Below are 24,921 nucleotides of genomic sequence, written 5' to 3' on the forward strand. Positions count from 1 at the left end.
GCGCGTGAACAAGCTGGATCAAACACAGTCTGTTCTGCATCGAATATTCAATTGCCGGGGCGCCTGATGGCGCGTCGCTACCGTGAGATAGCCGTCCTCCATGTTTGGTTCCAACGACGACAAGAAGAACCCAGCTGCCGCTGGCGAGAAGAAAAGCCTGTTCGGATGGCTGCGCAAGAAGCCGGCGGCCGAACAGCCGGCGGCCGCGCCTGAGCCGGCCCCGGCACCCGTAGCGCCAGAGACGCCGGTTGTCCCGCCGGTCGCCGAGCCCCTATCGCAGCCAGTGCCGCAGCCGTCGGCCCAAGCCGCGCCTGAACCTGCTGCTGCCCCTGAGCTGCCGTTGGCCCCGGCCAAAGAGCCCTGGCTGACCCTGCCCGTGGCGGAAGAGCCGGTGGCGCTGGTCGAAGAGACCGTGGCCCACGTGACGCCGCCGATCCCAGCGGCGCCTGCCGCTTTCGCCCCAGAGCCGGTGGCGGCGCCGGTCGTTCCTGAGGTGCCGGTGGTGGCCGAGCCGGCCGCTCCCGTCGTTCCTCCCGCAACCCCTTACGTAGCCCCTCCCGTAGCGCCTCACGTAGCCGCGCCGGTTGCGCCGGCCGTCGAAACGCCCGAGCCTGCACCTGCACCTGCACCTGCACCTGCACCTGCACCTGCACCTGCACCTGCACCTGCACCTGCACCTGCACCTGCACCTGCACCTGCACCGGTTGCCGTGGCGCCGGTCGCGGCCGTTGCAGCCGTCGAAGCGCCGGCCGAACCGCCGCGCACCGAAGAAGCCAAGGCCGGTTTCTTCGCCCGCCTCAAGCAAGGCCTGTCCAAGACCAGCGCCAGCATCGGCGAGGGCATGGCCAGCCTGTTCCTCGGCAAGAAAGCCATCGATGACGACCTGCTCGACGAGATCGAGACCCGCCTGCTGACCGCCGACGTCGGCGTCGAGGCCACCTCGGTGATCATTCAGCGCCTGACCCAGAAGGTCGCCCGCAAGGAGCTGGCCGACGCCGACGCGTTGTACAAATCCCTGCAGGCCGAACTGGCCGCGATGCTCAAACCGGTCGAGCAGCCGCTGAAGATCGCCTCGCAGGCCAAACCGTACGTGATCCTCGTGGTCGGCGTGAACGGCGCCGGCAAGACCACCACCATCGGCAAGCTGGCCAAGAAGCTGCAGCTGGAAGGCAAGAAGGTCATGCTGGCCGCCGGCGACACCTTCCGTGCCGCAGCGGTGGAGCAGCTGCAGGTCTGGGGCGAGCGCAACCGGATCCCGGTGATCGCCCAGCACACCGGCGCCGACTCGGCCTCGGTGATCTTCGACGCCGTGCAGGCCGCCAAGGCCCGGGGCATCGACGTGCTGATCGCCGACACGGCCGGTCGCCTGCACACCAAAGACAACCTGATGGAAGAGCTGAAGAAGGTTCGCCGGGTGATCGGCAAGCTCGACGCCGACGCGCCGCACGAAGTGCTGCTGGTGCTCGACGCCGGCACCGGCCAGAACGCCATCAACCAGGCCAAGCAGTTCAACCAGACCGTCGCATTGACCGGCCTGGCCCTGACCAAGCTCGATGGCACCGCCAAGGGCGGAGTGATCTTCGCCCTGGCCAAGCAGTTCGGCCTGCCGATCCGCTACATCGGCGTCGGTGAGGGCATCGACGACCTGCGCACCTTTGAAGCCGAACCCTTTGTCCAGGCCTTGTTTGCCGAGCGGGAGCGTTCATGATTCGATTCGAACAGGTCGGCAAGCGCTACCCGAACGGTCACGTCGGCCTGCATGAGCTGAGCTTCCGTGTCCGCCGTGGCGAATTCCTGTTTGTCACCGGCCATTCCGGCGCCGGCAAATCCACCTTGCTGCGCCTGCTGCTGGCGATGGAGCGTCCCACCAGCGGCAAGCTGCTGTTGGCCGGGCAAGACCTGAGCACCATCAGCAACGCGCAGATCCCGTTCCTGCGCCGGCAGATCGGCGTGGTCTTCCAGAACCACCAGCTGCTGTTCGACCGCACGGTGTTCAACAACGTCGCGCTGCCGCTGCAAATTCTCGGGCTGTCCAAGGCCGAGACCGCCAAGCGCGTCGACTCGGCGCTGGAGCGCGTGGCGCTGTCGGACAAGGCCGACCTGTACCCGGGCGACCTCTCCACCGGTCAGCAACAGCGCGTGGGCATCGCCCGCGCCATCGTTCACCGTCCGGCCCTGCTGCTGGCGGACGAACCCACCGGTAACCTCGATCCGCGCCTGGCGGCCGAGATCATGGGCGTGTTCGAAGACATCAACCGTCTGGGCACCAGCGTGCTGATCGCCAGCCACGACCTGGCCCTGATCGCCCGCATGCGTCACCGCATGCTCACCTTGCAGCGCGGCCGATTGATCGGCGACGGGGAGGCCGGCGTATGAGCGCGACTCGCAGTCCGAAGGTTTCCGAACGGGTGGCCCCCAAGGCCGCCGATCCGCAGCCGCCGAAGAAAAAGGCCAGCCATGACGATGACGGCCCGGATTTCGCCACGCTGTTCCGCGCTTGGCTCGAAAGCCACCGGGCCAGCTGGGTCGACAGCCTGCGCCGCCTCGGCAAGCAGCCGATCGGCAGCTTCTTCACCTGCATGGTGATGGCGGTGGCGCTGAGCCTGCCGATGGGCCTGTCGCTTCTGCTGAACAACATCGAACGCCTGGGCGGCTCGTGGCAGCGGGCGGCGCAGATTTCGCTGTACCTGCAACTCGACGCCAGCCCGGAGCAGGGCGAGTCGCTGCGTGACCGGATCAAAGGCATGCCGGGCGTCGCCGAGGCCGAGTACGTCGGTCGCGACCAGGCGCTGGAAGAGTTCCAGCAGCAGTCCGGCCTGGGCGAGGCCCTGCGCGAGCTGCCGGAAAACCCGCTGCCCGGCGTGGTGCTGGTGACGCCGAAGGAAGTCGACAAGGCGAACCTGGAAGCATTGAGACAAACACTTTCCGAACTGCCCAAGGTACAGCAGGCGCAACTTGATCTAGTCTGGGTCGAGCGTCTGGCCGCCATCCTCAAGCTGGGCGACCGTTTCGTGTTCGGGCTGACGGTGCTGCTGGTTTCCGCATTACTTTTGGTGATAGGCAATACCATTCGTCTTCATATCGAAAACCGCCGCACAGAGATAGAAGTGATTAAACTCGTCGGCGGCACCGACAGCTATGTGCGGCGTCCCTTCCTTTATATGGGGGCGTTGTACGGCTTCGGTGCGGGGGTTCTGTCCTGGGGTGTCCTGGCGTTCGGCCTGGACTGGCTGAACGACGCGGTGGTCGGGCTGGCCGGCCTGTACGGCAGCGATTTCGCGCTGGCCGGCGTGCCGGTCGCCGACGGTCTGTCGCTCTTGCTTGGCGCGGTGCTGTTGGGTTATATCGGTGCATGGATTGCAGTCGCACGTCATCTCAGGGAGCTGGCGCCGAAGTAGAATCTTTTTGCGCGTGATTGACCTCACGGTTTCAAGGGGAACTTGTTCAGCGGTTCCCGGTCAATTTTCGCAGTGCCAATGGCACGAGTATGTAAGTGGGAGGTTTTTTCGCATGACCAATTCTTTGCAGCCTGCGTACGCGTTGGTTCCGGGTGCGAACCTGGAAGCCTATGTGCACACCGTCAACAGCATTCCGTTGCTGTCGCCGGAGCGGGAGCGTGAACTGGCCGAGAGTCTCTACTATGAGCAGGATCTTGAGGCGGCTCGGCAGATGGTGCTCGCCCACCTGCGGTTTGTCGTACACATTGCCCGCAGCTATTCTGGCTACGGTCTGGCTCAGGCCGACCTGATCCAGGAAGGCAACGTCGGCCTGATGAAGGCCGTGAAGCGTTTCAACCCGGAAATGGGCGTTCGTCTGGTGTCCTTCGCGGTGCACTGGATCAAGGCCGAGATCCACGAGTTCATCCTGCGCAACTGGCGGATCGTGAAGGTCGCGACCACCAAGGCCCAGCGCAAGCTGTTCTTCAACCTGCGCAGCCAGAAGAAGCGTCTGGCCTGGCTGAACAACGAGGAAGTCCACCGTGTGGCGGAAAGCCTCGGCGTCGAGCCGCGGGAAGTGCGTGAGATGGAAAGCCGTCTGACCGGCCACGACATGGCCTTCGACCCGGCCGCGGAAGCGGACGACGACAGCGCTTTCCAGTCGCCGGCCAACTATCTGGAAGACCACCGGTACGACCCGGCCCGTCAACTGGAAGACGCCGACTGGAGCGACAACTCCAACCACAACCTGCACGAAGCGCTGGAAGTGCTGGACGAACGCAGCCGTGACATCCTCTACCAGCGCTGGCTGGCGGAAGAGAAGGCCACGCTGCACGACCTGGCGCAGAAGTACAACGTGTCGGCCGAGCGTATCCGTCAGCTTGAGAAAAGCGCGATGAACAAGCTCAAGTCGTCGATTGCCGCATGACCGGCCGCCCGGCATAAGAAAACGCCCCGATCAGCGATGATCGGGGCGTTTTCGTTTGTGGCCCTGTCCAGGTGAAGCCCTGCGGTGATTGGGCTGACGCCATCGCCAGCAGACTGGCTCCCACATGGGGGAGGGCGGCTGAATGCAGCATTCGTGTTCGCCGCGGGATCCTGTGGGAGCCAGCCTGCTGGCGATGTCGGCCTTACTGGGTCCAGGGCGCCCGGCGCGAATCGTTCAGGCCCAGCAGATAGCTGTCTCCGCCCAACTGGTTCATCTGCTGGCGGATCCAGCTCGCCCGGCGCAGGACGTACGGGCTCGGGCGGCTGGCGCTCCAGGCCCGCGGGTTGGGCAGCACGGCGGCGAGCAGGCTGGACTGCTGGCGCGACAGCGAGCGGGCGCCGGTGCCGAAGTGATGCCGTGCCGCCGCCTCGGCGCCGAACACGCCGTCGCCCCACTCCGCGCTGTTCAGGTACACCTCAAGGATCCGCTGCTTGGGCCAAAGCACTTCGATCAGCGCGGTGAACCAGGCCTCCAGCCCTTTGCGCAGGTAGCTGCGGCCCGACCACAGGAACAGGTTCTTCGAGACCTGCTGGCTCAGCGTGCTGGCGCCGCGGATCGAGCCGCCCAGTTCGTTGTGGGCCAGCGCCGCGCGGATCGCGCTGATGTCGAAGCCCCAGTGCTCGGGGAATTTCTGGTCTTCCCCGGCGATCACCGCCACCTTGAGGTCGTCGGAGATCTCGTCCCACGGTTTCCAGGTGCGCTGCAGGTCGATGGGCTCGCCGTCGACCCAGGACTCGACCTTGCGTTCGACCATCAGCGCCGTGCCCGGCGGCGGCACGAAGCGGAACAGCACGACCAGCAAGACACTGCCGCCCGCGAACCAGAGCAGCGCCTTCGACAGGCGACGGAAAAATGAACGCAGCATAGAGATGGCTTGGCCGAACCGGATGAGCGGGCCATTATACAGACCCTGCCGACCGAGTCTGACTGGAGTTCTTCATGCTGCGTAGCTTTCTGATGCTGGCCGCTTTTTTCGGCTTCACCGGTGTCGGCCTGGGCGCGTTCGCCGCCCACGGCCTGAAAAGCCGCCTGACCCCCGAGTACCTGGCGATCTTCCACACCGGCGTCACCTATCAACTGGTTCACGCCTTGGCGCTGTTCGGCGTGGCGCTGCTGGCCACCCAGGTGCCGGGGCGTCTGGTCGCCTGGGCCGGTGTCTCGTTCAGCATCGGCATCCTGCTGTTCTCCGGCAGCCTGTACCTGTTGACCACCGTCGGCATCGGCAAGCTCGGCATTATTACCCCGTTCGGCGGCCTGGCCTTCCTGGTCGGCTGGGTGTGCCTGGGGCTGGCCGCCTGGCGTTTGCCGCTGACCGCTTGACGCTTGGTGCTGACCTTTAGGTCATGATCGGGCTAGAATGCCAGCCCCTAAAAATGATGGCGGCATCGCGCATGCGCATTCAGTTGAACGGCGAATCCTATGAACTGCCCGACGGTGAGACCGTTGCGGCCCTGCTGACCCGTCTGGAACTGACCGGACGCCGGGTGGCGGTCGAGCTCAATCTGGATATCGTCCCGCGCAGCCAGCATGCCGAGACCACGCTCAACGACGGCGACAATGTCGAAGTGGTGCACGCCATCGGCGGCGGCTAGTCCCGCCGGCCCCGTGGCCCGGCCATCCTGCAAGACCCTCACCTTTGAAGAGGATTTCCCATGAGCATCGTTCGCAGCGACAAGCCTTTCGTTCTGGCCGGTCGTACCTACCAGTCGCGTTTGCTGGTCGGCACCGGCAAGTACCGTGACATGGAAGAGACCCGTCTGGCCATCGAGGCCTCGGGCGCCGAGATCGTCACCTTCGCCGTGCGTCGCACCAACCTCGGCCAGATCGAGGGCGAACCGAACCTGCTCGACGTGCTGTCGCCGGACCGCTATACCTTCCTGCCGAACACCGCCGGCTGCTACGACGCGGTCGAGGCCGTGCGCACCTGCCGCCTGGCCCGTGAGCTGCTCGACGGCCACAACCTGGTGAAACTGGAAGTGCTGGCGGACCAGAAGACCCTGTTCCCCAACGTGATCGAAACCCTCAAGGCCGCCGAAACGCTGGTCAAGGAAGGCTTCGACGTGATGGTCTACACCAGCGACGACCCGATCGTCGCCCGCCAGCTGGCGGAAACCGGCTGCATCGCGGTCATGCCGCTGGCCGGCCTGATCGGCTCGGGCCTGGGGATCTGCAACCCGTACAACCTGCAGATCATCCTGGAAGAGGCGAACATCCCGGTGCTGGTGGATGCCGGTGTCGGCACCGCTTCCGACGCCGCCATCGCCATGGAACTGGGCTGCGACGCCGTGCTGATGAACTCGGCCATCGCCCACGCCCAGCAGCCGGTCATGATGGCCGAAGCCATGAAACACGCGATCGTCGCGGGCCGCCTGGCCTACCTCGCCGGCCGCATGCCGAAAAAACTCTATGCCAGCGCCTCTTCGCCGCTGGATGGTCTGATCAAGTAAGAGCCATTGATGACTGAATCGAACGACACGCCAATCCAGACGGAAGAAGGCGACGAGCGCCAACACCGCCGCATCAAGAGTTTCGTGATGCGCGCCGGGCGCATGACCGAAGGCCAGCAGCGCGGCCTGGAGCAGGGCGCGCCGAAGTTCGTGCTGCCGCTGGCCGACGCGCCGGTGGATTACGATCAGGTGTTCGGCCGCTCGGCGCCGCGCTCGCTGGAGATCGGCTTCGGCATGGGCCACTCGCTGCTGGAAATGGCGGCGGCGGCGCCGGAGCAGGACTTCATCGGCGTGGAGGTTCACCGTCCGGGTGTCGGCGCGTTGCTCAACGGCGTGCTGACCCAAGGCCTGAGCAACGTCCGCGTCTACGACTGCGATGCGATCGAAGTGCTCAACCGCTGCGTGGCCGACAACAGCCTCGATCGCCTGATGCTGTTCTTCCCGGACCCTTGGCACAAGAGCCGTCACCACAAGCGCCGCATCGTTCAGGCGTCCTTCGCTGAGCTGGTGCGCAGCAAGCTGAAGGTCGGCGGCATCCTGCACATGGCCACCGACTGGGAGCCGTATGCCGAATACATGCTGGAAGTGATGAATGTCGCCCCGGGCTATCGCAACCTCGCCGAAGACGGCAAGTGCGTGCCGCGCCCGGCCGAACGTCCGATCACCAAGTTCGAACGCCGCGGCGAACGTCTTGGGCATGGCGTGTGGGACCTGAAGTTCGAAAAGCAGTCCTGACTCAGGCTGTAGATAAACCTGTGGGAGCTGGCTTGCCAGCGATGACGGCATAACATTCAACATCATCGTCGACTGTTGCGCCCCCATCGCTGGCAAGCCCGCTCCCACAAGTTTTTATGGCGTACTCAAAGTCAGCGGCGATCCGCGACCACGCCGATCAATACGAGCACCACCAGCAACACCGGCGCCAGGCTGTAGTTGTTGAACTGGCTCAGCCCCTTCACGACCCACGGCGTGGCGTAGATCAGCGCCGCGCCGCTGCCGATCATGCACAACAGGGCCATCAGCGGGACGCGCAAGGCGCCGGCGATGCTGCCCAGGCGTTGCTCGACCCAGCCCTTGAAGTCGGCGCCGAACAGCACCAGCAGGCAACCCACCAGCGCCAGGGCGATTTCCGAAAGGTTGCTGCGGCTCCACCGGGAGACGGTGGCGAGCAGGTCGAGTATCAGATCCATGCGGGTTTCCTTAGGGCTGAAATCAGCTCAGAAATGTCTGCAGCAAGTCGTTGAGAAAGAGTTGTCCGCGCTCGGTGGCCGCCAGACGTGACGGTTCGACCTGCAGCAGGCCGCTTCGTTCGGCTTCGCGGCGGCCTTCGGCCAGCGTCTCCAGCGGCAGGCCGGTGCGTTCCGGGTACAGGCGCGATTCGACGCCGGCGGTCAGGCGCAGGGCGTTCATCAGGAATTCGAACGGCATTTCGTCGTCGGTCAGGGCCTTCTCGCCGGCCTGAAAGCTTTTGGCCGGGTTGAGGTAGTCCTTCGGCAGGCGGGTTTTCCAGGTACGCACGATGCGCCCGTCCGGATGGCTGAGCTTGCCGTGGGCGCCGGCGCCGATGCCGATGAAGTCGCCGAAGCTCCAGTAGTTGAGGTTGTGCCGCGCCGCCCGGCCGGGCTGGGCATAGGCCGAGACTTCGTACTGCGCGTAGCCATGCTCGGCCAGCAGCGCCTGCCCGGCTTCCTGGATGTCCCACAGGGTGTCGTCTTCCGGCAGCACCGGCGGCTGGTTCCAGAACACCGTGTTCGGCTCCAGCGTCAGCTGATACCAGGAAATGTGCGTCGGCTTCAGCGCGATGGCTTGGCGCAGATCGCTCAGGGCATCGTCCAGTGACTGGTCCGGCAAGCCGTGCATCAGGTCGAGGTTGAAGTTATCGAACCCGGCCTGGCGCGCCATGCCGGCGGCACGCACCGCTTCGTCACCGTTGTGGATACGGCCAAGGGCCTTGAGCTTTTCCTGCTGGAAGCTCTGGATACCGATCGACAGGCGATTGATCCCCAGTTTGCGGTAGGCGACGAACTTCTCTTGCTCGAAAGTCCCGGGGTTGGCTTCCAGGGTGATTTCGATGTCCTCGGCAAACGGGATGCGTTGTTTGACGCCTTCGAGCAAGCGGCCCAGTGCTTCGGCACTGAACAGGCTCGGCGTACCGCCGCCAAAGAAGATCGAACTCAACTCACGGCCGTACACCGCGTGCAGATCCTGATCCAGGTCGGCAAGCAACGCGTCGACGTATTCCTGTTCCGGCAGCACCGGGCTGGCGGTGTGGGAGTTGAAGTCGCAATACGGGCATTTGCGCACACACCACGGGATGTGGATGTACAGCGCCAGGGGCGGCAGCGTCGGCAACGGCGCCCGAGGCGAAGAGGCGGCGCCACCGACGATCAGTGGCGACGCAGAAGAATCACGGGTCATTTCAAGCCCAGACGCTGGCGCAGCAGATCCATTGCACGGGCGCGGTGGCTGATCTGGTTCTTGTCGCTCGGGCTCAGTTCGGCGCTGGACACGTTACGCTCCGGCACCCAGAACAGCGGGTCGTAGCCGAAACCGTGTTCACCGCTGGCGGCGGTCAGGATGCGCCCTTGCCACAGGCCTTCGCAGAGGATCGGCAGCGGATCGTCGGCGTGACGCACCAGCGCCAGCACGCAGACGAACTGTGCGCCGCGCTCGGCTTCAGGCACATCCTTCAAGGCGTCGAGCAGTTTGGCGTTGTTCGCCGCGTCGCCCTTGCCGTCGGCGTAGCGCGCCGAGTAGATGCCCGGCGCACCGCCGAGGAAATCCACCGCCAGACCCGAATCGTCGGCCAGCGCCGGCAGCCCGGAGATGCGCGCGGCATTACGGGCCTTGAGGATCGCGTTCTCGACGAACGACAGGCCGGTTTCTTCCGGCTCCACGCTGCTGAACTCGCCGATCGAGCGCAATTGCACCGAGTCGCCGAGCATGGCCTGGAGTTCCTTGAGTTTGCCGGCGTTATGGCTGGCCAGTACGAGTTGCTTGAGATTGATCATTGGCCAGGGAAAAGCTCTTGGTTGAAATTGATGGTGTTGATCTTGTCGTCGGTCTGCACCTTGATCTCGAAGGTGCGGGTTTCCTGTTGTTCCACCGGGTATTGGGCAATGTAGTAGATCGCGCCCTGTTCGGTGATCTGGCGGAAGGTCAGCGGCACGCTCTGGCTGGTCAGATCCTTGACGGTGCCGGTGACATGGGCGATCAGCGGTTTGCCGTCCTTGATTACCGAGACATTGATCACGCCTTGATACTTGCTGCGGATCAGATCGGCAGCTTTGGCGATGTCCGGTTGCAGGAACGTCGAGTTGAAGGTGTTGTAGTGCACCGTCACGTCGCCGAAGGTTTCCTGGCGTTCGCTCTTGATGACGTCGGCAGCCATGGCCGAGAGGCTCAGGCAGGCGGCCAACAGCGTGGTAATCAGGCGTCCCATGTTCGTTCTCCTCGCAATGTCGTGGTTCAGACCGCGATTCTGTGATCCTGCAGCGCCGGGCTGCTGACGCGGTAGATGCCGATCTCACCTAACAGATTAGGCCATAGCTTACTGGCCCACCCGTGGCGGTGCTGTTGATCCACGGCAAGCCGATCAATGACCTTCGCCTCACGTTCGCGGCAAAGTTCCTCAAAGTCCTCGAAGGTGCAGAAGTGGATGTTCGGCGTGTTGTACCAGGTGTACGGCAGGAACTCCGACACCGGCATCCGCCCCTTGCTCGCCAGGTACCAGCGGCAGCGCCAGTGGCCGAAGTTGGGGAAGGTGATGATGCACTGGCGGCCGACCCGCAGCATTTCGTCGAGGATCTTGTCCGGGTAGTGCACCGCCTGCAGGGCCTGGGTCATCACCACGATGTCGAAGCTGTTGCTGGCGAAGTTGCCCAGGCCCTTGTCCAGATCCTGCTCGATGACGTTGATGCCCTTGGCCACGCACTCGGCAATGTTGTCCGGGTCGTTTTCCAGACCGTAGCCGGTGACCTGCTTGTGGTCGCGCAGCCAGGTCAGCAGTTCGCCGTCGCCGCAGCCGAGGTCGAGCACGCGGCTGCCGGCGGGGATCCATTCCTGGATGATTTCCAGATCGGCTCTCATGTCTTCCTCAAAGCGTGATGCGGTTCATGTAGTTGCCGAACGCCTGCAGATAGCGCGGGATCGGAATCAGGAAGGCGTCGTGGCCCTGGGGCGCGTCGATCTCCAGGTAGCTGACGTCCTTGCGCGCCGCCATCAGCGCGTCCACCAGTTCCCGCGAGCGGGCCGGGGAGAAGCGCCAGTCGGTGGTGAACGACATCACGCAGAACTTGGCCTTCGCGCCTTCGAAGGTTTTCGCCAGGTTATCGTCGAAGTTCGCCGCCGGATCGAAGTAATCCAGCGCCTTGGTCATCAACAGGTAGGTGTTGGCGTCGAAGCGGCCGGAGAACTCTTCGCCCTGATAGCGCAGGTAGCTTTCGACCTGGAATTCGACGCTGTGGAAGTCGTAGTTGAGCTTCTCGCTCTTGAGGCCCCGGCCGAATTTCTCGCCCATGGAGTCGTCGGACAGGTACGTGATGTGCCCGACCATCCGCGCCAGCATCAGGCCGCGCTTGGGGATCACGCCGTGTTCCTGGAACGAGCCGCCGTGGAACTCCGGGTCGGTGAGGATCGCCTGGCGCGCCACTTCGTTGAAGGCGATGTTCTGCGCCGACAGCTTGGGCGCCGAGGCGATGGCCAGGCAGTGGCGCACACGGTCCGGGTAGGTGATGGTCCATTGCAGCGCCTGCATGCCGCCGAGGCTGCCGCCGATCACCGCCGCCCACTGGGTGATGCCGAGGCGGTCGGCCAGGCGCGCCTGGCTGTGCACCCAGTCTTCGACGGTGAGCACCGGGAACTCGGCGCCGAACGGCTTGCCGGTGTCCGGGTTGACGCTGCTCGGGCCGGTGGAGCCGTTGCAGCCGCCGAGGTTGTTCAGGCTGACCACGAAGAATTTGTTGGTGTCGACCGGCTTGCCGGGCCCGATGCAGCTGTCCCACCAACCGGGCTTGCGGTCGTCGGGGCTGTGGTAGCCGGCGGCGTGATGGTGGCCGGACAGGGCGTGGCAGATCAGCACGGCGTTGCTCGCTTGGGCGTTCAGCGTGCCGTAGGTTTCGTAGATCAGGTCGTAGGCGGCCAGCGAACGGCCGCAGGCCAGGGCCAGCGGTTCGCTGAAGTGCGCCGTTTGCGGCGTCACCAGACCAACAGAATCGGGGGGAAAGGCAGCTGGCATCGACCCTGCTCTCGTTGAAATGAGGCGTAAGTCTAAAGACCGGTGGGGTCAGCGGCAAGCAACCGTCGGGCCTGATTTCACCCGTTGGGTGGGCGTTGTGAAACCCTGCGTCGCAATTGTGGTGCCGCTCAAACGGTGGGAGCCAGCCTGCTGGCGATGGCGCCTTCGCAGACGCCATCGCCAACAGGCTGGCTCCCACAGGAATCTCGGTCTGATGCTGTCGGGGCGGTGGGTCAGGCCGGACGCACCAGCCCCGGCAAGTCGGGCAATGTCTTGGGCGAGCACACCCGCACCCGCTTCTGCCGGTTCAGCTCGCCGGCGACCAGGCTGACCTGGCTCTTGGAGACCCCGAACGCCTTGGCCAGGAATCCCATCAGATAGGCATTGGCCTTGCCTTCGACCGGCGGCGCGGTCAGGCGGATCTTCAGGCGGTCGCCGTGCAGCCCGGCGAAATCATCGCTGCGGGCTGCAGGTTGCAGGTGGCACTCCAGGATCAGGTCGTCGCCGTCCCAGCGGAACCAGGCCATCAGATCAGGCCGAACAGTTCCCGCGGCATCAGGGCGTAGTAGGCCAGGCGCGGGATCAGCCAGCTCTGCAGCAGTTGCAGGACGATGAAGGCGAAGATCGGCGAGATGTCCAGGCCGCCCAGGTTCGGCACCAGGCGGCGGAACGGCGCGAGCACCGGCTCCGTGATCTGCTGCACCAGCTCGGCGCCGGGGTTGTGGCTGCCCGGCGCGACCCAGGACAGCACCACGCTGATGATCATGGCCCAGAACAGGATCTTCAGGAACAGCGCGAAGATGCCGATCAGCGCCCACGGCACCAGGAACAGCACATCGACCTTGTAGCCGCTGAGCAGCAGGATCACGGCGAACAGCAGCATCTGCACCACGAGGGCCAGCACCAGCGACGACATGTCCAGGCCGAACAGGCTCGGGATGAACCGGCGCAGCGGCTTGAGCAGCGGTTGGGTGGCCTTGACCACGAACTGGCAGAGCGGGTTGTAGAAGTTCGCCCGCACCAGTTGCAGGATGAAGCGCATCAGGACGACCAGCAGGTACAGGCTGCCCAGGGTCTGGATCACGAAAATGGCAGCGTCGTTGAGTCCAAGCATTGTTGATTCCTTATGAAGTGCTGATCAGCGGCCCAGTTGCTCGGCCATTTCGGCCGAACGGTGCGCGGCGGCGCCGAGGGCCTTTTCCACCAGGGCTTCGAAGCCGTCGGCCTGGAACGATTTGATGGCGGCTTCCGTGGTGCCGGCCGGCGAGGTCACGCGGCGGCGCAGTTCGGCGGCGTCGACGTCGCTGGACACGGCCATGTGCGCGGCGCCCAGGGCGGTCTGCAGGGTCAGGCGCTCGGCGGTTTCCTTCGGCAGGCCGAGCTTGACGCCGGCGGCGGTCATGGCTTCGATCAGCAGGAAGAAATAGGCCGGGCCTGAGCCGGACACGGCGGTCACGGCGTCCAGTTGCTGCTCCTGCTCCAGCCACAGGGCGATGCCCACGGCGGACAGCAGTTCTTCGGCCTGCTGGCGCTGCGCGGCGCTGACGGCGGCGGTGGCGTACAGGCCGCTCACGCCCTGGCGCAGCAGCGCCGGGGTGTTGGGCATGCAGCGCACGATCGGCTGCTCGCCGAGCCAGGCGGTCATGCTGGCGCAGGTGATGCCGGCGGCGATGGACACCACCAGCTGGTTCGGCTTGAGGCTCGGGCGGATCGCTTCGCACACGGCCTTCATGGCCTGGGGCTTGACCGCCAGCACCACCACGTCGGCGCCGTCGATGGCCTGGGCGTTGTCGGCGAAGGTGTCGATGCCGTGTTCGGCGCTGACCCGGGCGCGGGTCTCTTCGCCCGGATCGCTGGCGCGGATCCGTCCCGCTTCCAGACCCTTGGCCCGCAGGCCGCCGATCAGGCTGGCCGCCATGTTGCCGGCACCGATAAAGGCAATGCGTGTATCGCTCATGTCAGGTCCTTATTGAGAAATGTGGCCGTAGTCGCGGGCGCCGAACAGGGCGGTGCCGATACGGACCCAGGTGGCGCCCTGGGCGATGGCCGACTCGAGGTCGTGGCTCATGCCCATGGAAAGGGTGTCGAGGGGCAGGTCGAGGCTGGCCTGCAAGCGCTGCACGGCGGCGAAGGCGGCGTCCTGGGCGGCCCGGTCTTCGGTCGGCTCGGGGATCGCCATCAGCCCGCGCAGCTTCAGGCGCGGCAATTGGCTGATGGCCTGCGCCAGGGCGGGCAGGTCGGCCGGGGCGCAGCCGGACTTGCTGGCTTCGCCGCTGACGTTGACCTGGATGCAGATGTTCAGCGGCGGCAGGTCGGCCGGGCGCTGCTCGGACAGGCGTTGGGCGATTTTCAGACGGTCCACGGAGTGCACCCAGGCGAAATGCTCGGCGATCGAGCGGGTCTTGTTCGACTGAATGGGGCCGATGAAGTGCCAGATCAAGGGCAGGTCGGCCAGTTCCTGCTGCTTGCCCAGGGCTTCCTGCAGGTAGTTCTCGCCGAAGTCCCGCAGGCCGGCGGCATAGGCTTCACGCAGGGCCCGGGCGGGTTTGGTCTTGCTCACGGCCAGCAGCCGGACGCTGTCTTCGCCGCGTCCGGCGGCCTGGGTCGCGGCCTGGATGCGCGACCCGACGTTGAAAATGTTGTCTGCTATCGTGGACATCAAGAGGCGCCGGCGGTCTGAGGGTTCGCGGCATTCTACTGGAATTGGGGGACGCTATGGATATCACCGAACTGCTGGCCTTCAGCGCCAAACAGGGCGCTTCCGACCTGCACCTGTCGGCCGGCCTGCCGCCGATGATCCGCGTGGACGGCGACGTGCGGCGGATCAATCTGCCGGCGCTGGACCACAAGCAGGTGCACGAGCTGATCTACGACATCATGAACGACACCCAGCGGGTGGACTTCGAGAAACATCTGGAAACCGACTTCTCCTTCGAAGTGCCCGGCGTCGCGCGGTTCCGGGTCAACGCGTTCAACCAGAACCGCGGCGCCGGCGCGGTGTTCCGCACCATCCCGTCCAAGGTGCTGACCATGGAGGACCTGGCCATGGGCGACGTCTTCCGCAAGATCACCGACGCCCCACGCGGCCTGGTGCTGGTGACGGGGCCCACCGGTTCAGGCAAGTCCACCACCCTGGCGGCGATGATCGACTACCTCAACACCCACCGCCACCATCACATCCTGACCATCGAAGACCCCATCGAATTCGTCCACGAATCGCGCAAATGCCTGATCAATCAGCGTGAAGTCCATCGCGATACCCGCAGTTTCGCCACGGCCCTGCGTTCGGCGCTGCGCGAAGACCCGGACGTGATCCTGGTGGGCGAGATGCGCGACCTGGAAACCATCCGCCTGGCGCTCACCGCCGCCGAGACCGGGCACCTGGTGTTCGGCACCCTGCACACCACTTCGGCGGCGAAGACCATCGACCGGGTGGTGGACGTGTTCCCCGGCGACGAGAAATCGATGGTGCGCTCGATGCTGTCCGAGTCGTTGCTGGCGGTGGTGTCGCAGACGCTGATCAAGAAGATCGGCGGCGGGCGGGTGGCGGCCCACGAGATCATGCTCGGCACCTCGGCGATCCGTAACCTGATCCGCGAGGACAAGGTGGCGCAGATGTACTCGGCGATCCAGACCGGCGGGTCGCTGGGGATGCAGACCCTGGACATGTGCCTGAAGGAGTTGGTGACCAAGGGGTTGATCAGCCGCGAGCATGCGCGGGAGAAGGCGCGCACGCCGGACAATTTCTGAGGGGGAGGTGTGCGGTGAGGGAGCAGGCTCCCTCACGGCGGGGCTCAGCGCTGGACGACGCGCATCTGCTTGGGTTCTTTGGGCAGTACGCGCTTGGCGACGACGTAGTGCTGTTCCCAGTACGGCTTGTTCAGCGTGTCGATGCTCACGGCCTTGCCGCGGCGCGGGGCGTGGATGAAGCGGTCGTTGCCCAGGTAGATGGCGACGTGGTTGACCCGGCGGCTCTTGATGTTGAAGAAGATCAGGTCGCCCGGCTTCAGGTCCTTGCGCTCGACCTTCTCGCCATGGCCGCTGGCCATTGCGTTGGAGGTGCGGGGCAGGTCGAAGGTGGCGTCGTTGAACGCGTACTTCACCAGGCCGCTGCAGTCGAAGCCTTTGCTCGGGCTGCTGCCGCCCCAGCGGTACGGCGTGCCGAGGACGTTCACCGCGCGGCTCAGGACGTTGCTGCTTTCCTTGTTCGCCATCGGCGGCACGACCTTGCTGTGGCCGTTGCTGCTGAGCGTGGTGTGCTTGCTCTGCTTGCCCTTGTTCGACGGAGCAGACGCATGGGATTTGGGGGTGTAGCCGTTGACGTTGGGAAGTCGTTGCTCACGGTTGGTGGCGTGGGCGGCCAGTGGCATCAGTAGGCAAATGGTCAGCCATGTCTTGAAAAATGGACGCATTAGGCAGGGCTCTTGTGTGTTAGCGCGCAACTTTATAACAGCTTTTTTGTCCCTTCCGAGGCCGTTGGTCGATTCGAACAGGGGGCAACGGAACCAAACAAGCGGCAAATGGACGCCATTGTCGGACAGAAGTCAGGTGCTATAAGGCTTTGACGGGGAACACGGTAGCATTTGCCGTACGTCGGCTACCTGTAAAAAAGTCACAAAGAATTAAAGAATATTTATCTATTGCGTGAATCGAGGTCTTCATGAACCGCTATCAACCGCCGGGCGCGAACCAGGACACCCACAGCAAAGTGATCGGCTACCTGCTGTGGATTTTCGGCTTCACTGGCGCTCACCGCTTCTATTACGGCAAGCCCGTGACCGGGACGATCTGGTTCTTCACCTTCGGCCTGCTCGGCATCGGCTGGCTGATCGACGTGTTCCTGATCCCGGCGATGGACCGCGAGGCCGACCTGCGCTTCACCGCCGGCCCCATCGAATACAACGTGGCGTGGATCCTGCTGACGTTCCTCGGGGTGTTCGGCGTGCACCGCATGTATCAGGGCAAGTGGATCAGCGGATTGCTGTACCTGCTGACCGGCGGGCTGTTCTTCATCGGTGTGCTGTATGACTTCTGGACGCTGAACGACCAGGTTTCGCTGCGTAACCAGCAGAACCGCAGGGCCTTCCAGTGAAACGAATTGCGGCGAGGGAGCAAGCTCCCTCGCCGCAGGGTTACGCCTGGTGGCTGATCCGGCCGTCCACCAGGGTGTAGCGCACCACGCCCGGCAGGCTGTGGCCGATGAACGGGCAGTTCTCGCCCTTCGACAGCCAGGCTTCGCCGGCCACGGTCGACGCCTTCGGATCGAACAGCACGATGTCCGCCGCGCCGCCCACCTCCAACTTGCCCGCCGGCAGGCGCAGGGCCTCGGCAGGGCCGGCGCTCAGGCGCGCCAGCAGGGTCGGCAGGTCCAGCAGACCGTCCTCCACCAGTGTCATCGCCAGCGGCAGCAACAGCTCGACGCTGCTGATGCCCGGTTCGGTGGCGCCGAACGGCGCCAGTTTGGCGTCGCGCTCGTGGGGCTGGTGATGGCTGGAGATCGCCGAGACCACGCCGGACTTCACCGCTTCGCGCAGGCCGTCGCGGTCGGCGCGGGTGCGCAGCGGCGGCTGGACGTGGTAGAGGCTGCTGAAGTCGATCAGCGCCTCGTCGGTGAGAATCAGTTGATACAGCGCCACGTCCGCCGTGACCTTCAGGCCGCGGGCCTGGGCCTGGGCGATCAGCGCCACGCCCCGGGCACTGGTGAGCTGGCTGAAGTGCGCGCGCACGCCGGTCTGCTCCACCAGCAGCAGGTCCCGGGCCAGGGCCACGGTCTCGGCGGTCTCCGGGATGCCCGGCAGGCCGAGGAAACTGGCGGTGGCGCCTTCGTGGGCCAGGCCGCCGTCGGCCAGGTCGTGATCCTGGGAGTTGAAGATCACCGTCAGGTCGAAGGTCGCGGCGTAGTCCAGCGCCCGGCACAGGGTGCGGGTGTTGCCGAAGCTCTTGAGGCCGTTGCCGAACGCCACGCAGCCGGCGTCGCGCAGGGCCGCAAGCTCGGCCAGTTGCTCGCCGTCCAGGCCTTTGCTCAGGGCGCCGATGGGGAACACCTTGGTGTTGCCGGCCTCGCGGGCGCGGTCGAGGATCAGTTCGGCCACGGCGGAGGTGTCGAGCACCGGTTTGGTCTTCGGCGGGCAGCACAGGCTGGTCACGCCGCCGGCCGCCGCCGCGCGGGTTTCGCTGGCGATGGTGCCTTTGCGGCTGTAGCCCGGCTCGCGCAGGGCGACGTTGAGGTCCACCAGCCCCGGAGCGGCCACCAGGCCTTGGGCGTCGATGGTTTCCACGGCGGCGAACCCCGCCGGGGCGGCGCCGAGGGCGACGATCTTGCAGGCTTCGACGTGAATGTCGGTGACGCGGTCCAGGCCGCTGGCCGGGTCGATGACGCGTGCGCCGAGAATGCTGAGCTTCACTGGGCGTTCTCCTGCTCGAATTGGCGCTGGGCGGTCTGTCCGCTCATGGCCATGGACAGCACGGCCATGCGGATCGCGATGCCGTAGGTGACTTGGTTGAGGATGACCGAGTGCGGGCCGTCGGCCACCGCCGACTCGATCTCCACCCCGCGGTTGATCGGTCCCGGGTGCATGACGATGCAGTCGGGCTTGGCCCCGGCCAGGCGCGCGGTGGTCAGGCCGAACAGGCGGTAGAACTCGCCCTCGCTCGGCAGCAGGCCGCCGGTCATGCGCTCGCGCTGCAGGCGCAGCATGATCACCACGTCGACGTCCTTCAGGCCTTGGGCCATGTCGGTGTAGACCTTCACGCCGTACTGCTCGATGCCGATCGGCAGCAGGGTCTTGGGTGCGATCACGCGGATGTCCCGGCAGCCGAGGGTCTTGAGGGCGAGCATGTTCGAGCGCGCCACCCGCGAGTGCAGGATGTCGCCGACGATGGCCACCGAGAGGTTCTCGAAGCTGCCCTTGTGCCGGCGGATGGTCAGCATGTCGAGCATGCCCTGGGTCGGGTGGGCGTGGCGGCCGTCGCCGCCGTTGATGATCGCCACCTGCGGGCAGACGTGCTCGGCGATGAAGTGCGCGGCGCCGGAGTCGCCGTGACGCACGACGAACATGTCGGCGGCCATGGCTTCCAGGTTGCGCAGGGTGTCGAGCAGGGTTTCGCCCTTGCTGGCCGACGAGGTCGACACGTTCAGGGTGATCACGTCCGCCGACAGCCGCTGGGCCGCCAGTTCGAAGGTGGTGCGGGTGCGGGTGGAGTTCTCGAAAAACACGTTGCACACGGTCTTGCCGCGCAGCAGCGGGACTTTCTTCACCGCCCGGGCGCCGACTTCGAGGAACGAGTCGGCGGTGTCGAGGATTTCCGTCAGCAGCTCGCGGCGCAGGCCGTCGAGCGAGAGGAAGTGGCGCAGCTGGCCCTGGTCATTGAGCTGCAGCGGGCGCTTGGTGTCTAGAGGCGTCATCGCGAAGGGGACTCTCAATAGGGCGGATTAAAAGGCAAGGTCTTGCAGTTCGAGGTTCAGCTCAGGGCCGGACAGCTTGACCCGCTCGTGGGCGGCCAGCTTCAGCGTGGCGCCGACCACGTTCGGGCGGATCGGCAGCTCGCCGGCGTCCAGGTCCAGCAGGCAGACCAGGGTCACGCTGGCCGGGCGGCCGTAGTCGAACAGTTCGTTCATGGCGGCGCGGATGGTGCGCCCGCTCATCAGCACGTCGTCGATCAGCACCAGGTGCTGGCCTTCGATCTCGAAGGGCAGGGCCGAGGGGCGCACCTGCGGGTGCAGGCCGTTCTGGCTGAAGTCGTCGCGGTAGAAGGAGACGTCCAGGGTGCCGAGCGGCGCATCGCTGCCCAGTTCCTTGAGCAAGGCCTGGGCGACCCAGACGCCGCCGGTGCGGATGCCGATGAAACGCGGCTCGCCGATGCCGCGCGCGTCCAGGTGCGCCTTGAGGCGGGTCGCCATCTGGCTGATCAGATCGGCGGGATTGGGCAGGCTCATGGTTGCTCCTTCTCGGGGGCGGGCCGGCGCGTGTGGACGGCGGCCCGGGTCGTAGCCAAAAGAAAAGCGCCGAAGCGCTTGTCAGGATTCAAACAATGCGGTGTTTTCGTCGAGCCAGCCCTGCAGCAGCAGGGCGGCGGCGATGGCGTCCACCGGGTTGTCGCGGTAGCTGCCCTTCTGGCCGCCGCGGGCCATCCGCTCGCCCTTGGCCTCGAAGGTGGTCAGGCGTTCGTCGTGGGTATAGAAGGGCAGGTTGTAGCGGCTGTTGAGGCGGCGGCCGAACTTCTCGGCGCGCTCGCACATCTCGCTGGGCGTGCCGTCCATGTTCAGCGGCAGGCCGACCACCACGGCGTCGGGTTTCCATTCCTTGATCAGCGCTTCGACCTGGTTCCAGTCGGGCACCCCGTTCTGCGCCCTCAGGGTGCACAGCTCGCGGGCCTGGCCGGTGATGACCTGGCCGACCGCCACGCCGATCGAGCGGGTGCCGTAGTCGAAGCCGAGGATAAGGCGCAAAGCCATCAGGCGTGCCCCGCCTGGCTGGTCAGCAGGCTCAGGTTGATGCCCAGGTGCTTGGCGGCGGCTTCCAGGCGCAGGTCGCTGCGGGTGCTGAACAGGACGTCGGCGTCGTACGGGCAGGTCAGCCAGGCGTTGTCGGCCAGTTCGGCCTCAAGCTGCCCCGCTTCCCAGCCGGCGTAGCCGAGGGTGATCAGGCTCTGTTGCGGGCCGACGCCGTCGGCGATGGCGAACAGCACGTCCTGGGAGGTGGACAGCGCCAGGTGGCCGTCCAGTTCGACGGTGGCCTGGAAGGTCTGCCCCGCCGGATGCAGGACGAAGCCGCGGTCGGTCTGCACCGGGCCGCCGATGTAGATCGGCACGTGCTGGCAGCGTGCCGGCGGTTCGATGTCCGGGCGCAGTTGCTCCAGGATGTCGGCCAGGTTCAGCTCCTGCGGTCGGTTCACCACCAGCCCCATGGCGCCATTGGCCGTGTGCTCGACGATGTAGGTCAAGGTGTGGGCAAAGTTGGGGTCGGCCATGTGCGGCATGGCGATCAGGAAGTGATGCTTGAGGTAGCTGGGGCTGACGTTTTTCATGTGCGCTAGTGTGGCGGTCAAGGGGCGAACTGACAAGCCGGGGATGCTGACAAGTGCGCCCTGCGGTGCCCTTGATGGCGTCTTTGCGGGCAAGCCCGCGAAGGCGTTCCGTCAGTTGCTGGACAGGCGGTCGCCCCGGGCGAATTTCCAGGTGCGGATGATTTCCAGCCGATCGATGTCCGACAGGTCCCCGGTGAACGGCGCAAACGGCGCCGCCAGGCGGACGATGCGCTGGGCGGCCTGGTCCAGCAGCGGCTGGCCGGAGGACTCCAGCACCATCACCTCATACAGCGATCCGTCGCGGTTGATCGACACCATCAGCCGCAGGTTGCCGTAGATCTGCTGGCGCCGTGCCTCGTCGGGGTAGTTGAGGTTGCCGATGCGCTCGACCTTCTTGCGCCATTCGTCCTTGTACCAGGCGCCCTTGTCGCGCATGGTCGAGGCGGCGCTCAGGCGGTGGATCCGCGGGCGCTTGGCGTACAACTGCTGTTCGTGGGCCAGTTCGGCCTCAAGACTGGCGATGTCGCTGGACAGCTGCGAGCTGTCGAACGTCGGCGCGTCGACCGCCGGCCGGGTCTCGGTCTTGGTCTCTTCCTTTTTGGTCGGCGCCTTCTGCGGCTTCGGCGCGACCGTGGTCACGGCGGCCTTGGGCGCCGCTTCCTTCACCTCGGCCTTGGCGGCGGGGGGCGGGGTGATCTTCTTGACCTGGTTGTCCTGGAACGGCGCGACCTCGGTGGTCTTGGGAATCGCCTTCTTGTCCAGCGTACCGCTGCCTTCCTGGTTTTCCTGGGCGAGGAAATCCGCCTTGGCGGGCTTCTTCTCGCTCTTGAACGTGGCGAGGGTGATTTCCAGGGTCTTGCTGATCTGCTTGGGCTCGACCATGGTGAAGCCCACGCCCAGCAGCAGCGCCAAATGGATCAGCGCCGCCAGGAACAGGGTAAATCCGAGGCGATCGACCGGGCGCACGCCGGTGTGGGCGAGTTCTGCGGGCAGATCGGACGGAAGCGTCATGACAAGGAAACCAACATCGCGTTTTTCACAGGCCGCGCATGATAACGCAATGTTGGTCGTACGCCTTGGGCTTCAGGCATCAAGCGACAGGCTGCATGTGACGCACATCAAGCCTGCAGCTTTTTCCAGATGGCCTCCATCAGCAGACCGCCGATGTCGGTGCCGAAGGCGTTGTCGATTTCGCGGATGCAGGTCGGGCTGGTGACGTTGATCTCGGTCAGGTGCTCGCCGATCACGTCCAGGCCGACGAACAGCAGGCCCTTGGCGCGCAGGGTCGGGCCGACCTGGGCGGCGATCCAGCGGTCTTTGTCGGTCAACGGGCGGGCTTCGCCCCGGCCGCCGGCCGCCAGGTTGCCGCGGGTTTCGCCCTGGGCCGGGATCCGCGCCAGGCAGTAGTCCACCGGCTCGCCGTCGATCATCAGGATGCGCTTGTCGCCGTCCTTGATGGCCGGCAGGTACGCCTGGCCCATGATCTGCTGGGTGCCGAGGGCGGTCAGGGTCTCCAGGATCACCGACAGGTTCGGGTCGCCCGCGCGGTGGCGGAAGATCGACGTGCCGCCCATGCCGTCCAGCGGCTTGAGGATCACGTCGCCATGCTGGGCGGCGAACTCGCGCAGCACGTCGGCGCGGCGGCTGACCACGGTCGGCGGCGTGCACTGCGGGAACAGCGTGGCGAACAGCTTCTCGTTGCAGTCGCGCAGGCTCTGCGGCTTGTTGACCACCAGCACGCCGGCGCTTTCGGCCTGCTCGAGCAGGTAGGTGGAGTACACGAACTCCATGTCGAACGGCGGATCCTTGCGCATCAGGATCACGTTCAGGTCGCTGAGGAGCGAATCCTGCTCCTGGCCCAGCTCGAACCACTTCTGCGGGTCGGCGAACACCTTCAAGGGCTTCATCCGTGCCCGGGCCTGGCCCTCGGCCTGGTACAGGTCGCGCTGCTCCATGTAGAACAGTTCCCAGCCGCGTTTCTGCGCGGCCAGCAGCATGGCCAGCGAGCTATCCTTTTTATAGGAGATGCTGGCGATGGGGTCCATCACAATCCCGACGCGAACGCTCATGGGGTTTTCCTCGAAAATGGGCTACCGAAACGGTGCGGAAAAAGTGGCGTCAGAGTGGCGCCGGGCGGGTTTGCGGTCAAGGGAAAACCCGTCGATAGATTGCATGGGGAGACTGTGCTAAAAAGGCTGCCATACCGGGCTGGCCCTTGAACGGCAAGGGTTTGCAGCCGGCAGTCATCGCAAAACGGACATATTGATTCGCAAAGGCGACGGTAGAGCCCCCTTATGGAACAGCAGTCCAGCGCCTTGAAGGTCATGGTGATCGACGACTCGAAAACGATTCGCCGCACCGCCGAGACCTTGCTGAAAAACGCAGGGTGCGACGTCATCACGGCGGTCGACGGTTTCGAGGCGTTGGCCAAGATCGTCGACAACCATCCGGACATCGTTTTCGTGGACATCATGATGCCGCGTCTGGATGGTTATCAGACCTGCGCTTTAATCAAGAACAACAGCGCGTTCAAGGCAACGCCGGTGATCATGCTGTCGTCCCGCGACGGGCTGTTCGACAAGGCCAAGGGGCGGATTGTCGGTTCCGACCAATTCCTGACCAAGCCGTTCAGCAAGGAAGAGCTGCTCGACGCGATAGCGGCCCATGTGCCGGGCTTTGCCGCAGTGCTGCAGTGAGACACGTACAAGGACGCGCGGCCAGCGGGCCGGGCGTCGACAAGAAAAATGGGGAAGACCATGGCTCGTATCCTGATCGTCGATGATTCGCCGACCGAAATGTACAAACTGACCGGCATGCTGGAAAAGCACGGCCATGAGGTGCTCAAGGCCGAAAACGGCGCCGACGGCGTGGCCCTGGCCCGTCAGGAGAAGCCCGACGCGGTGCTGATGGACATCGTCATGCCCGGCCTCAACGGCTTCCAGGCCACCCGCCAGTTGACCAAGGATGCCGAGACCAGCCACATCCCGGTGATCATCATCACCACCAAGGACCAGGAGACCGACAAGGTCTGGGGCACCCGCCAGGGCGCGAAGGACTACCTGACCAAACCGGTCGAGGAAGACACCCTGATCAAGACCCTGAACAACGTGCTGGCCGGTTGAGCGCGCAGCCATGAGCGGGTCGCTGACCGCGTTCGAGCTGCTGTGGCAGATGGACCTGCGCTGCCGGTCGCTGGCGGCGCAGCTGCCGTCGCCGCCGGCCAGCCGGGACCTGTGGAGCGGCATCGGCTTCCGCCTGGGCGAGCACTGGTACGTGACGCCCATGGGCGAGATCAGCGAAGTGCTTCCTGAACCGCGCTTCACCCAGTTGCCGGGGGTCAAGCCGTGGGTCAAGGGCGTCGCCAACCTGCGCGGGCGGCTGTTGCCTGTGATGGACCTGTGCGGCTTCTTCGGCCATGAGCTGTCGCCGTTGCGCAAGCAGCGGCGGGTGCTGGTGGTGGAGCACCGGGAGGTGTTCGCCGGGCTGCTGGTCGATGAGGTCTTCGGGCTGCAGCATTTCGAGCAGGACAGCTTCGAGCCGTTGCCGATCAGTGAGCGGCAGGGTGCGAAGGCCGGGTTTCTCAAGGGGCACTTCCGGCGCGAACAGGACTGGCGGGTGTTCAGCCTGTTTGCCCTGGCGCAGTCCCCGGGGTTCATGAACGTCGCAATATAGCCGCAACAACAGAGCGCCCCTGTGGGAGCGGGCTTGCCCGCGAATGCGGTCTGACATTCAACATTGAGGCTGGCTGAGCCGCCCTTTCGCGGGCAAGCCCGCTCCCACAGGTCT

Annotated in this window: 32 protein-coding genes; 13 read left to right on the forward strand and 19 right to left on the reverse strand. The window is 65.2% G+C overall.

Annotated elements, in window-relative coordinates:
• Nucleotides 1–100 precede the first annotated feature (100 nt).
• From ftsY to rpoH, 4 genes are all read left to right on the forward strand, one after another.
• Complete coding sequence (ftsY, locus tag CAG41_RS02410; protein ID WP_085706676.1) at nucleotides 101–1,708, forward strand: signal recognition particle-docking protein FtsY; 1,608 nt, start codon at nucleotides 101–103, stop codon at nucleotides 1,706–1,708.
• Nucleotides 1,705–2,376 carry a cell division ATP-binding protein FtsE gene (ftsE, locus tag CAG41_RS02415; protein ID WP_085580878.1) on the forward strand — a complete coding sequence of 224 codons (672 nt, stop codon included), beginning with the start codon at nucleotides 1,705–1,707 and terminating at the stop codon, nucleotides 2,374–2,376. Before ftsY ends, ftsE begins: the two co-directional genes overlap by 4 nt.
• Complete coding sequence (gene ftsX, locus CAG41_RS02420; RefSeq protein ID WP_085580876.1) at nucleotides 2,373–3,398, forward strand: permease-like cell division protein FtsX; 1,026 nt, start codon at nucleotides 2,373–2,375, stop codon at nucleotides 3,396–3,398. The genes ftsE and ftsX overlap by 4 nt, the downstream gene beginning before the upstream one ends.
• 112 nt (nucleotides 3,399–3,510) lie before the next feature.
• Complete coding sequence (gene rpoH / locus CAG41_RS02425; RefSeq protein WP_085580874.1) at nucleotides 3,511–4,365, forward strand: RNA polymerase sigma factor RpoH; 855 nt, start codon at nucleotides 3,511–3,513, stop codon at nucleotides 4,363–4,365.
• A 202-nt stretch (nucleotides 4,366–4,567) separates the two neighbouring features.
• On the opposite strand, the gene mtgA is transcribed toward rpoH, so the two are convergent.
• On the reverse strand, nucleotides 4,568–5,290 hold the full coding sequence (mtgA, locus tag CAG41_RS02430) for a monofunctional biosynthetic peptidoglycan transglycosylase (RefSeq protein ID WP_085580872.1): 723 nt from the start codon (nucleotides 5,288–5,290) through the stop codon (nucleotides 4,568–4,570).
• 74 nt (nucleotides 5,291–5,364) lie between these two features.
• Here mtgA and CAG41_RS02435 point away from each other — a divergent pair, with 74 nt between their 5' ends.
• The 4 genes from CAG41_RS02435 to trmB all read left to right on the forward strand — a co-directional run bounded on the left by CAG41_RS02435 (nucleotide 5,365) and on the right by trmB (nucleotide 7,607).
• Nucleotides 5,365–5,745 carry a DUF423 domain-containing protein gene (locus CAG41_RS02435; RefSeq protein ID WP_085580870.1) on the forward strand — a complete coding sequence of 127 codons (381 nt, stop codon included), beginning with the start codon at nucleotides 5,365–5,367 and terminating at the stop codon, nucleotides 5,743–5,745.
• A gap of 71 nt (nucleotides 5,746–5,816) precedes the next feature.
• Nucleotides 5,817–6,017, forward strand: coding sequence for a sulfur carrier protein ThiS (thiS, locus tag CAG41_RS02440; protein WP_170929948.1), 201 nt, complete (start codon nucleotides 5,817–5,819; stop codon nucleotides 6,015–6,017).
• Nucleotides 6,018–6,077: 60 nt separating this feature from the next.
• Nucleotides 6,078–6,872, forward strand: coding sequence for a thiazole synthase (locus CAG41_RS02445; protein WP_085630052.1), 795 nt, complete (start codon nucleotides 6,078–6,080; stop codon nucleotides 6,870–6,872).
• A 9-nt stretch (nucleotides 6,873–6,881) separates the two neighbouring features.
• Entirely contained in the window at nucleotides 6,882–7,607 is a 726-nt protein-coding gene (trmB, locus tag CAG41_RS02450) for a tRNA (guanosine(46)-N7)-methyltransferase TrmB (protein ID WP_085580866.1), read from the forward strand.
• Nucleotides 7,608–7,738: 131 nt separating this feature from the next.
• On the opposite strand, the gene CAG41_RS02455 is transcribed toward trmB, so the two are convergent.
• From CAG41_RS02455 to CAG41_RS02500, 10 genes are all read right to left on the reverse strand, one after another.
• The gene (locus tag CAG41_RS02455) at nucleotides 7,739–8,062 is read right to left on the reverse strand and encodes a DUF3392 domain-containing protein (RefSeq protein WP_011336381.1); all 324 of its coding nucleotides are present in this window, start codon (nucleotides 8,060–8,062) and stop codon (nucleotides 7,739–7,741) included.
• A gap of 22 nt (nucleotides 8,063–8,084) precedes the next feature.
• Nucleotides 8,085–9,290 carry a radical SAM family heme chaperone HemW gene (gene hemW, locus CAG41_RS02460; protein WP_085580864.1) on the reverse strand — a complete coding sequence of 402 codons (1,206 nt, stop codon included), beginning with the start codon at nucleotides 9,288–9,290 and terminating at the stop codon, nucleotides 8,085–8,087.
• Entirely contained in the window at nucleotides 9,287–9,883 is a 597-nt protein-coding gene (gene rdgB / locus CAG41_RS02465; RefSeq protein WP_085706677.1) for an RdgB/HAM1 family non-canonical purine NTP pyrophosphatase, read from the reverse strand. Before rdgB ends, hemW begins: the two co-directional genes overlap by 4 nt.
• Nucleotides 9,880–10,314, reverse strand: coding sequence for a DUF4426 domain-containing protein (locus CAG41_RS02470; RefSeq protein ID WP_085630050.1), 435 nt, complete (start codon nucleotides 10,312–10,314; stop codon nucleotides 9,880–9,882). The genes rdgB and CAG41_RS02470 overlap by 4 nt, the downstream gene beginning before the upstream one ends.
• Nucleotides 10,315–10,340: 26 nt before the next feature.
• Nucleotides 10,341–10,961, reverse strand: coding sequence for a methionine biosynthesis protein MetW (metW, locus tag CAG41_RS02475; RefSeq protein ID WP_085580859.1), 621 nt, complete (start codon nucleotides 10,959–10,961; stop codon nucleotides 10,341–10,343).
• Nucleotides 10,962–10,968: 7 nt separating this feature from the next.
• Nucleotides 10,969–12,108 (reverse strand): homoserine O-acetyltransferase, encoded by a 1,140-nt coding sequence (locus CAG41_RS02480; RefSeq protein WP_085580857.1) that lies wholly within the window; start codon nucleotides 12,106–12,108, stop codon nucleotides 10,969–10,971.
• 233 nt (nucleotides 12,109–12,341) lie between these two features.
• Nucleotides 12,342–12,635, reverse strand: a complete 294-nt coding sequence (locus CAG41_RS02485; protein WP_085580854.1) for a DUF167 domain-containing protein — start codon at nucleotides 12,633–12,635, stop codon at nucleotides 12,342–12,344.
• Complete coding sequence (locus tag CAG41_RS02490) at nucleotides 12,635–13,222, reverse strand: YggT family protein (protein ID WP_085630048.1); 588 nt, start codon at nucleotides 13,220–13,222, stop codon at nucleotides 12,635–12,637. The genes CAG41_RS02485 and CAG41_RS02490 overlap by 1 nt, the downstream gene beginning before the upstream one ends.
• Nucleotides 13,223–13,246: 24 nt before the next feature.
• Complete coding sequence (proC, locus tag CAG41_RS02495) at nucleotides 13,247–14,065, reverse strand: pyrroline-5-carboxylate reductase (RefSeq protein WP_085580850.1); 819 nt, start codon at nucleotides 14,063–14,065, stop codon at nucleotides 13,247–13,249.
• A gap of 9 nt (nucleotides 14,066–14,074) precedes the next feature.
• Nucleotides 14,075–14,767, reverse strand: coding sequence for a YggS family pyridoxal phosphate-dependent enzyme (locus tag CAG41_RS02500; RefSeq protein ID WP_085580848.1), 693 nt, complete (start codon nucleotides 14,765–14,767; stop codon nucleotides 14,075–14,077).
• 56 nt (nucleotides 14,768–14,823) lie between these two features.
• Here CAG41_RS02500 and CAG41_RS02505 point away from each other — a divergent pair, with 56 nt between their 5' ends.
• On the forward strand, nucleotides 14,824–15,858 hold the full coding sequence (locus CAG41_RS02505; RefSeq protein ID WP_085580846.1) for a type IV pilus twitching motility protein PilT: 1,035 nt from the start codon (nucleotides 14,824–14,826) through the stop codon (nucleotides 15,856–15,858).
• Between the two features lie 44 nt (nucleotides 15,859–15,902).
• On the opposite strand, the gene CAG41_RS02510 is transcribed toward CAG41_RS02505, so the two are convergent.
• The gene (locus CAG41_RS02510) at nucleotides 15,903–16,520 is read right to left on the reverse strand and encodes a C40 family peptidase (RefSeq protein WP_085580844.1); all 618 of its coding nucleotides are present in this window, start codon (nucleotides 16,518–16,520) and stop codon (nucleotides 15,903–15,905) included.
• Nucleotides 16,521–16,768: 248 nt separating this feature from the next.
• Here CAG41_RS02510 and CAG41_RS02515 point away from each other — a divergent pair, with 248 nt between their 5' ends.
• Nucleotides 16,769–17,200, forward strand: a complete 432-nt coding sequence (locus tag CAG41_RS02515) for a TM2 domain-containing protein (RefSeq protein ID WP_085580842.1) — start codon at nucleotides 16,769–16,771, stop codon at nucleotides 17,198–17,200.
• 40 nt (nucleotides 17,201–17,240) lie between these two features.
• Here the strand turns inward: CAG41_RS02515 and CAG41_RS02520 are convergent, their stop codons facing one another.
• The 7 genes from CAG41_RS02520 to gshB form a co-directional block, all read right to left on the reverse strand.
• On the reverse strand, nucleotides 17,241–18,512 hold the full coding sequence (locus CAG41_RS02520; protein WP_085580840.1) for a dihydroorotase: 1,272 nt from the start codon (nucleotides 18,510–18,512) through the stop codon (nucleotides 17,241–17,243).
• On the reverse strand, nucleotides 18,509–19,513 hold the full coding sequence (locus CAG41_RS02525; RefSeq protein ID WP_085580837.1) for an aspartate carbamoyltransferase catalytic subunit: 1,005 nt from the start codon (nucleotides 19,511–19,513) through the stop codon (nucleotides 18,509–18,511). The genes CAG41_RS02520 and CAG41_RS02525 overlap by 4 nt, the downstream gene beginning before the upstream one ends.
• A 27-nt stretch (nucleotides 19,514–19,540) precedes the next feature.
• Nucleotides 19,541–20,044, reverse strand: a complete 504-nt coding sequence (gene pyrR / locus CAG41_RS02530; protein ID WP_085580835.1) for a bifunctional pyr operon transcriptional regulator/uracil phosphoribosyltransferase PyrR — start codon at nucleotides 20,042–20,044, stop codon at nucleotides 19,541–19,543.
• Between the two features lie 81 nt (nucleotides 20,045–20,125).
• On the reverse strand, nucleotides 20,126–20,563 hold the full coding sequence (gene ruvX, locus CAG41_RS02535; RefSeq protein ID WP_085706678.1) for a Holliday junction resolvase RuvX: 438 nt from the start codon (nucleotides 20,561–20,563) through the stop codon (nucleotides 20,126–20,128).
• Nucleotides 20,563–21,135, reverse strand: coding sequence for a YqgE/AlgH family protein (locus CAG41_RS02540; RefSeq protein ID WP_085580831.1), 573 nt, complete (start codon nucleotides 21,133–21,135; stop codon nucleotides 20,563–20,565). The genes ruvX and CAG41_RS02540 overlap by 1 nt, the downstream gene beginning before the upstream one ends.
• A gap of 111 nt (nucleotides 21,136–21,246) precedes the next feature.
• Entirely contained in the window at nucleotides 21,247–22,146 is a 900-nt protein-coding gene (locus CAG41_RS02545; RefSeq protein WP_085580829.1) for an energy transducer TonB, read from the reverse strand.
• Nucleotides 22,147–22,253: 107 nt separating this feature from the next.
• Entirely contained in the window at nucleotides 22,254–23,204 is a 951-nt protein-coding gene (gene gshB, locus CAG41_RS02550) for a glutathione synthase (RefSeq protein ID WP_085580827.1), read from the reverse strand.
• A 225-nt stretch (nucleotides 23,205–23,429) separates the two neighbouring features.
• Between gshB and pilG the strand changes: the two genes are divergently transcribed.
• Genes pilG through CAG41_RS02565 form a run of 3 tightly spaced genes read left to right on the forward strand, consistent with a single transcriptional unit; the run spans nucleotide 23,430 to nucleotide 24,807 of the window.
• Nucleotides 23,430–23,831, forward strand: a complete 402-nt coding sequence (gene pilG / locus CAG41_RS02555) for a twitching motility response regulator PilG (protein ID WP_085580825.1) — start codon at nucleotides 23,430–23,432, stop codon at nucleotides 23,829–23,831.
• A 60-nt stretch (nucleotides 23,832–23,891) separates the two neighbouring features.
• Entirely contained in the window at nucleotides 23,892–24,257 is a 366-nt protein-coding gene (gene pilH, locus CAG41_RS02560; protein ID WP_003229091.1) for a twitching motility response regulator PilH, read from the forward strand.
• Nucleotides 24,258–24,267: 10 nt separating this feature from the next.
• Nucleotides 24,268–24,807: a chemotaxis protein CheW gene (locus CAG41_RS02565; RefSeq protein ID WP_085580823.1), complete on the forward strand. Its 540-nt coding sequence runs from the start codon at nucleotides 24,268–24,270 to the stop codon at nucleotides 24,805–24,807.
• The last annotated feature ends 114 nt before the right edge of the window (nucleotides 24,808–24,921 follow it).

It is taken from the genome of Pseudomonas sp. B35(2017) (genome assembly GCF_002113645.1).
Lineage (GTDB): Bacteria > Pseudomonadota > Gammaproteobacteria > Pseudomonadales > Pseudomonadaceae > Aquipseudomonas > Aquipseudomonas ekonensis.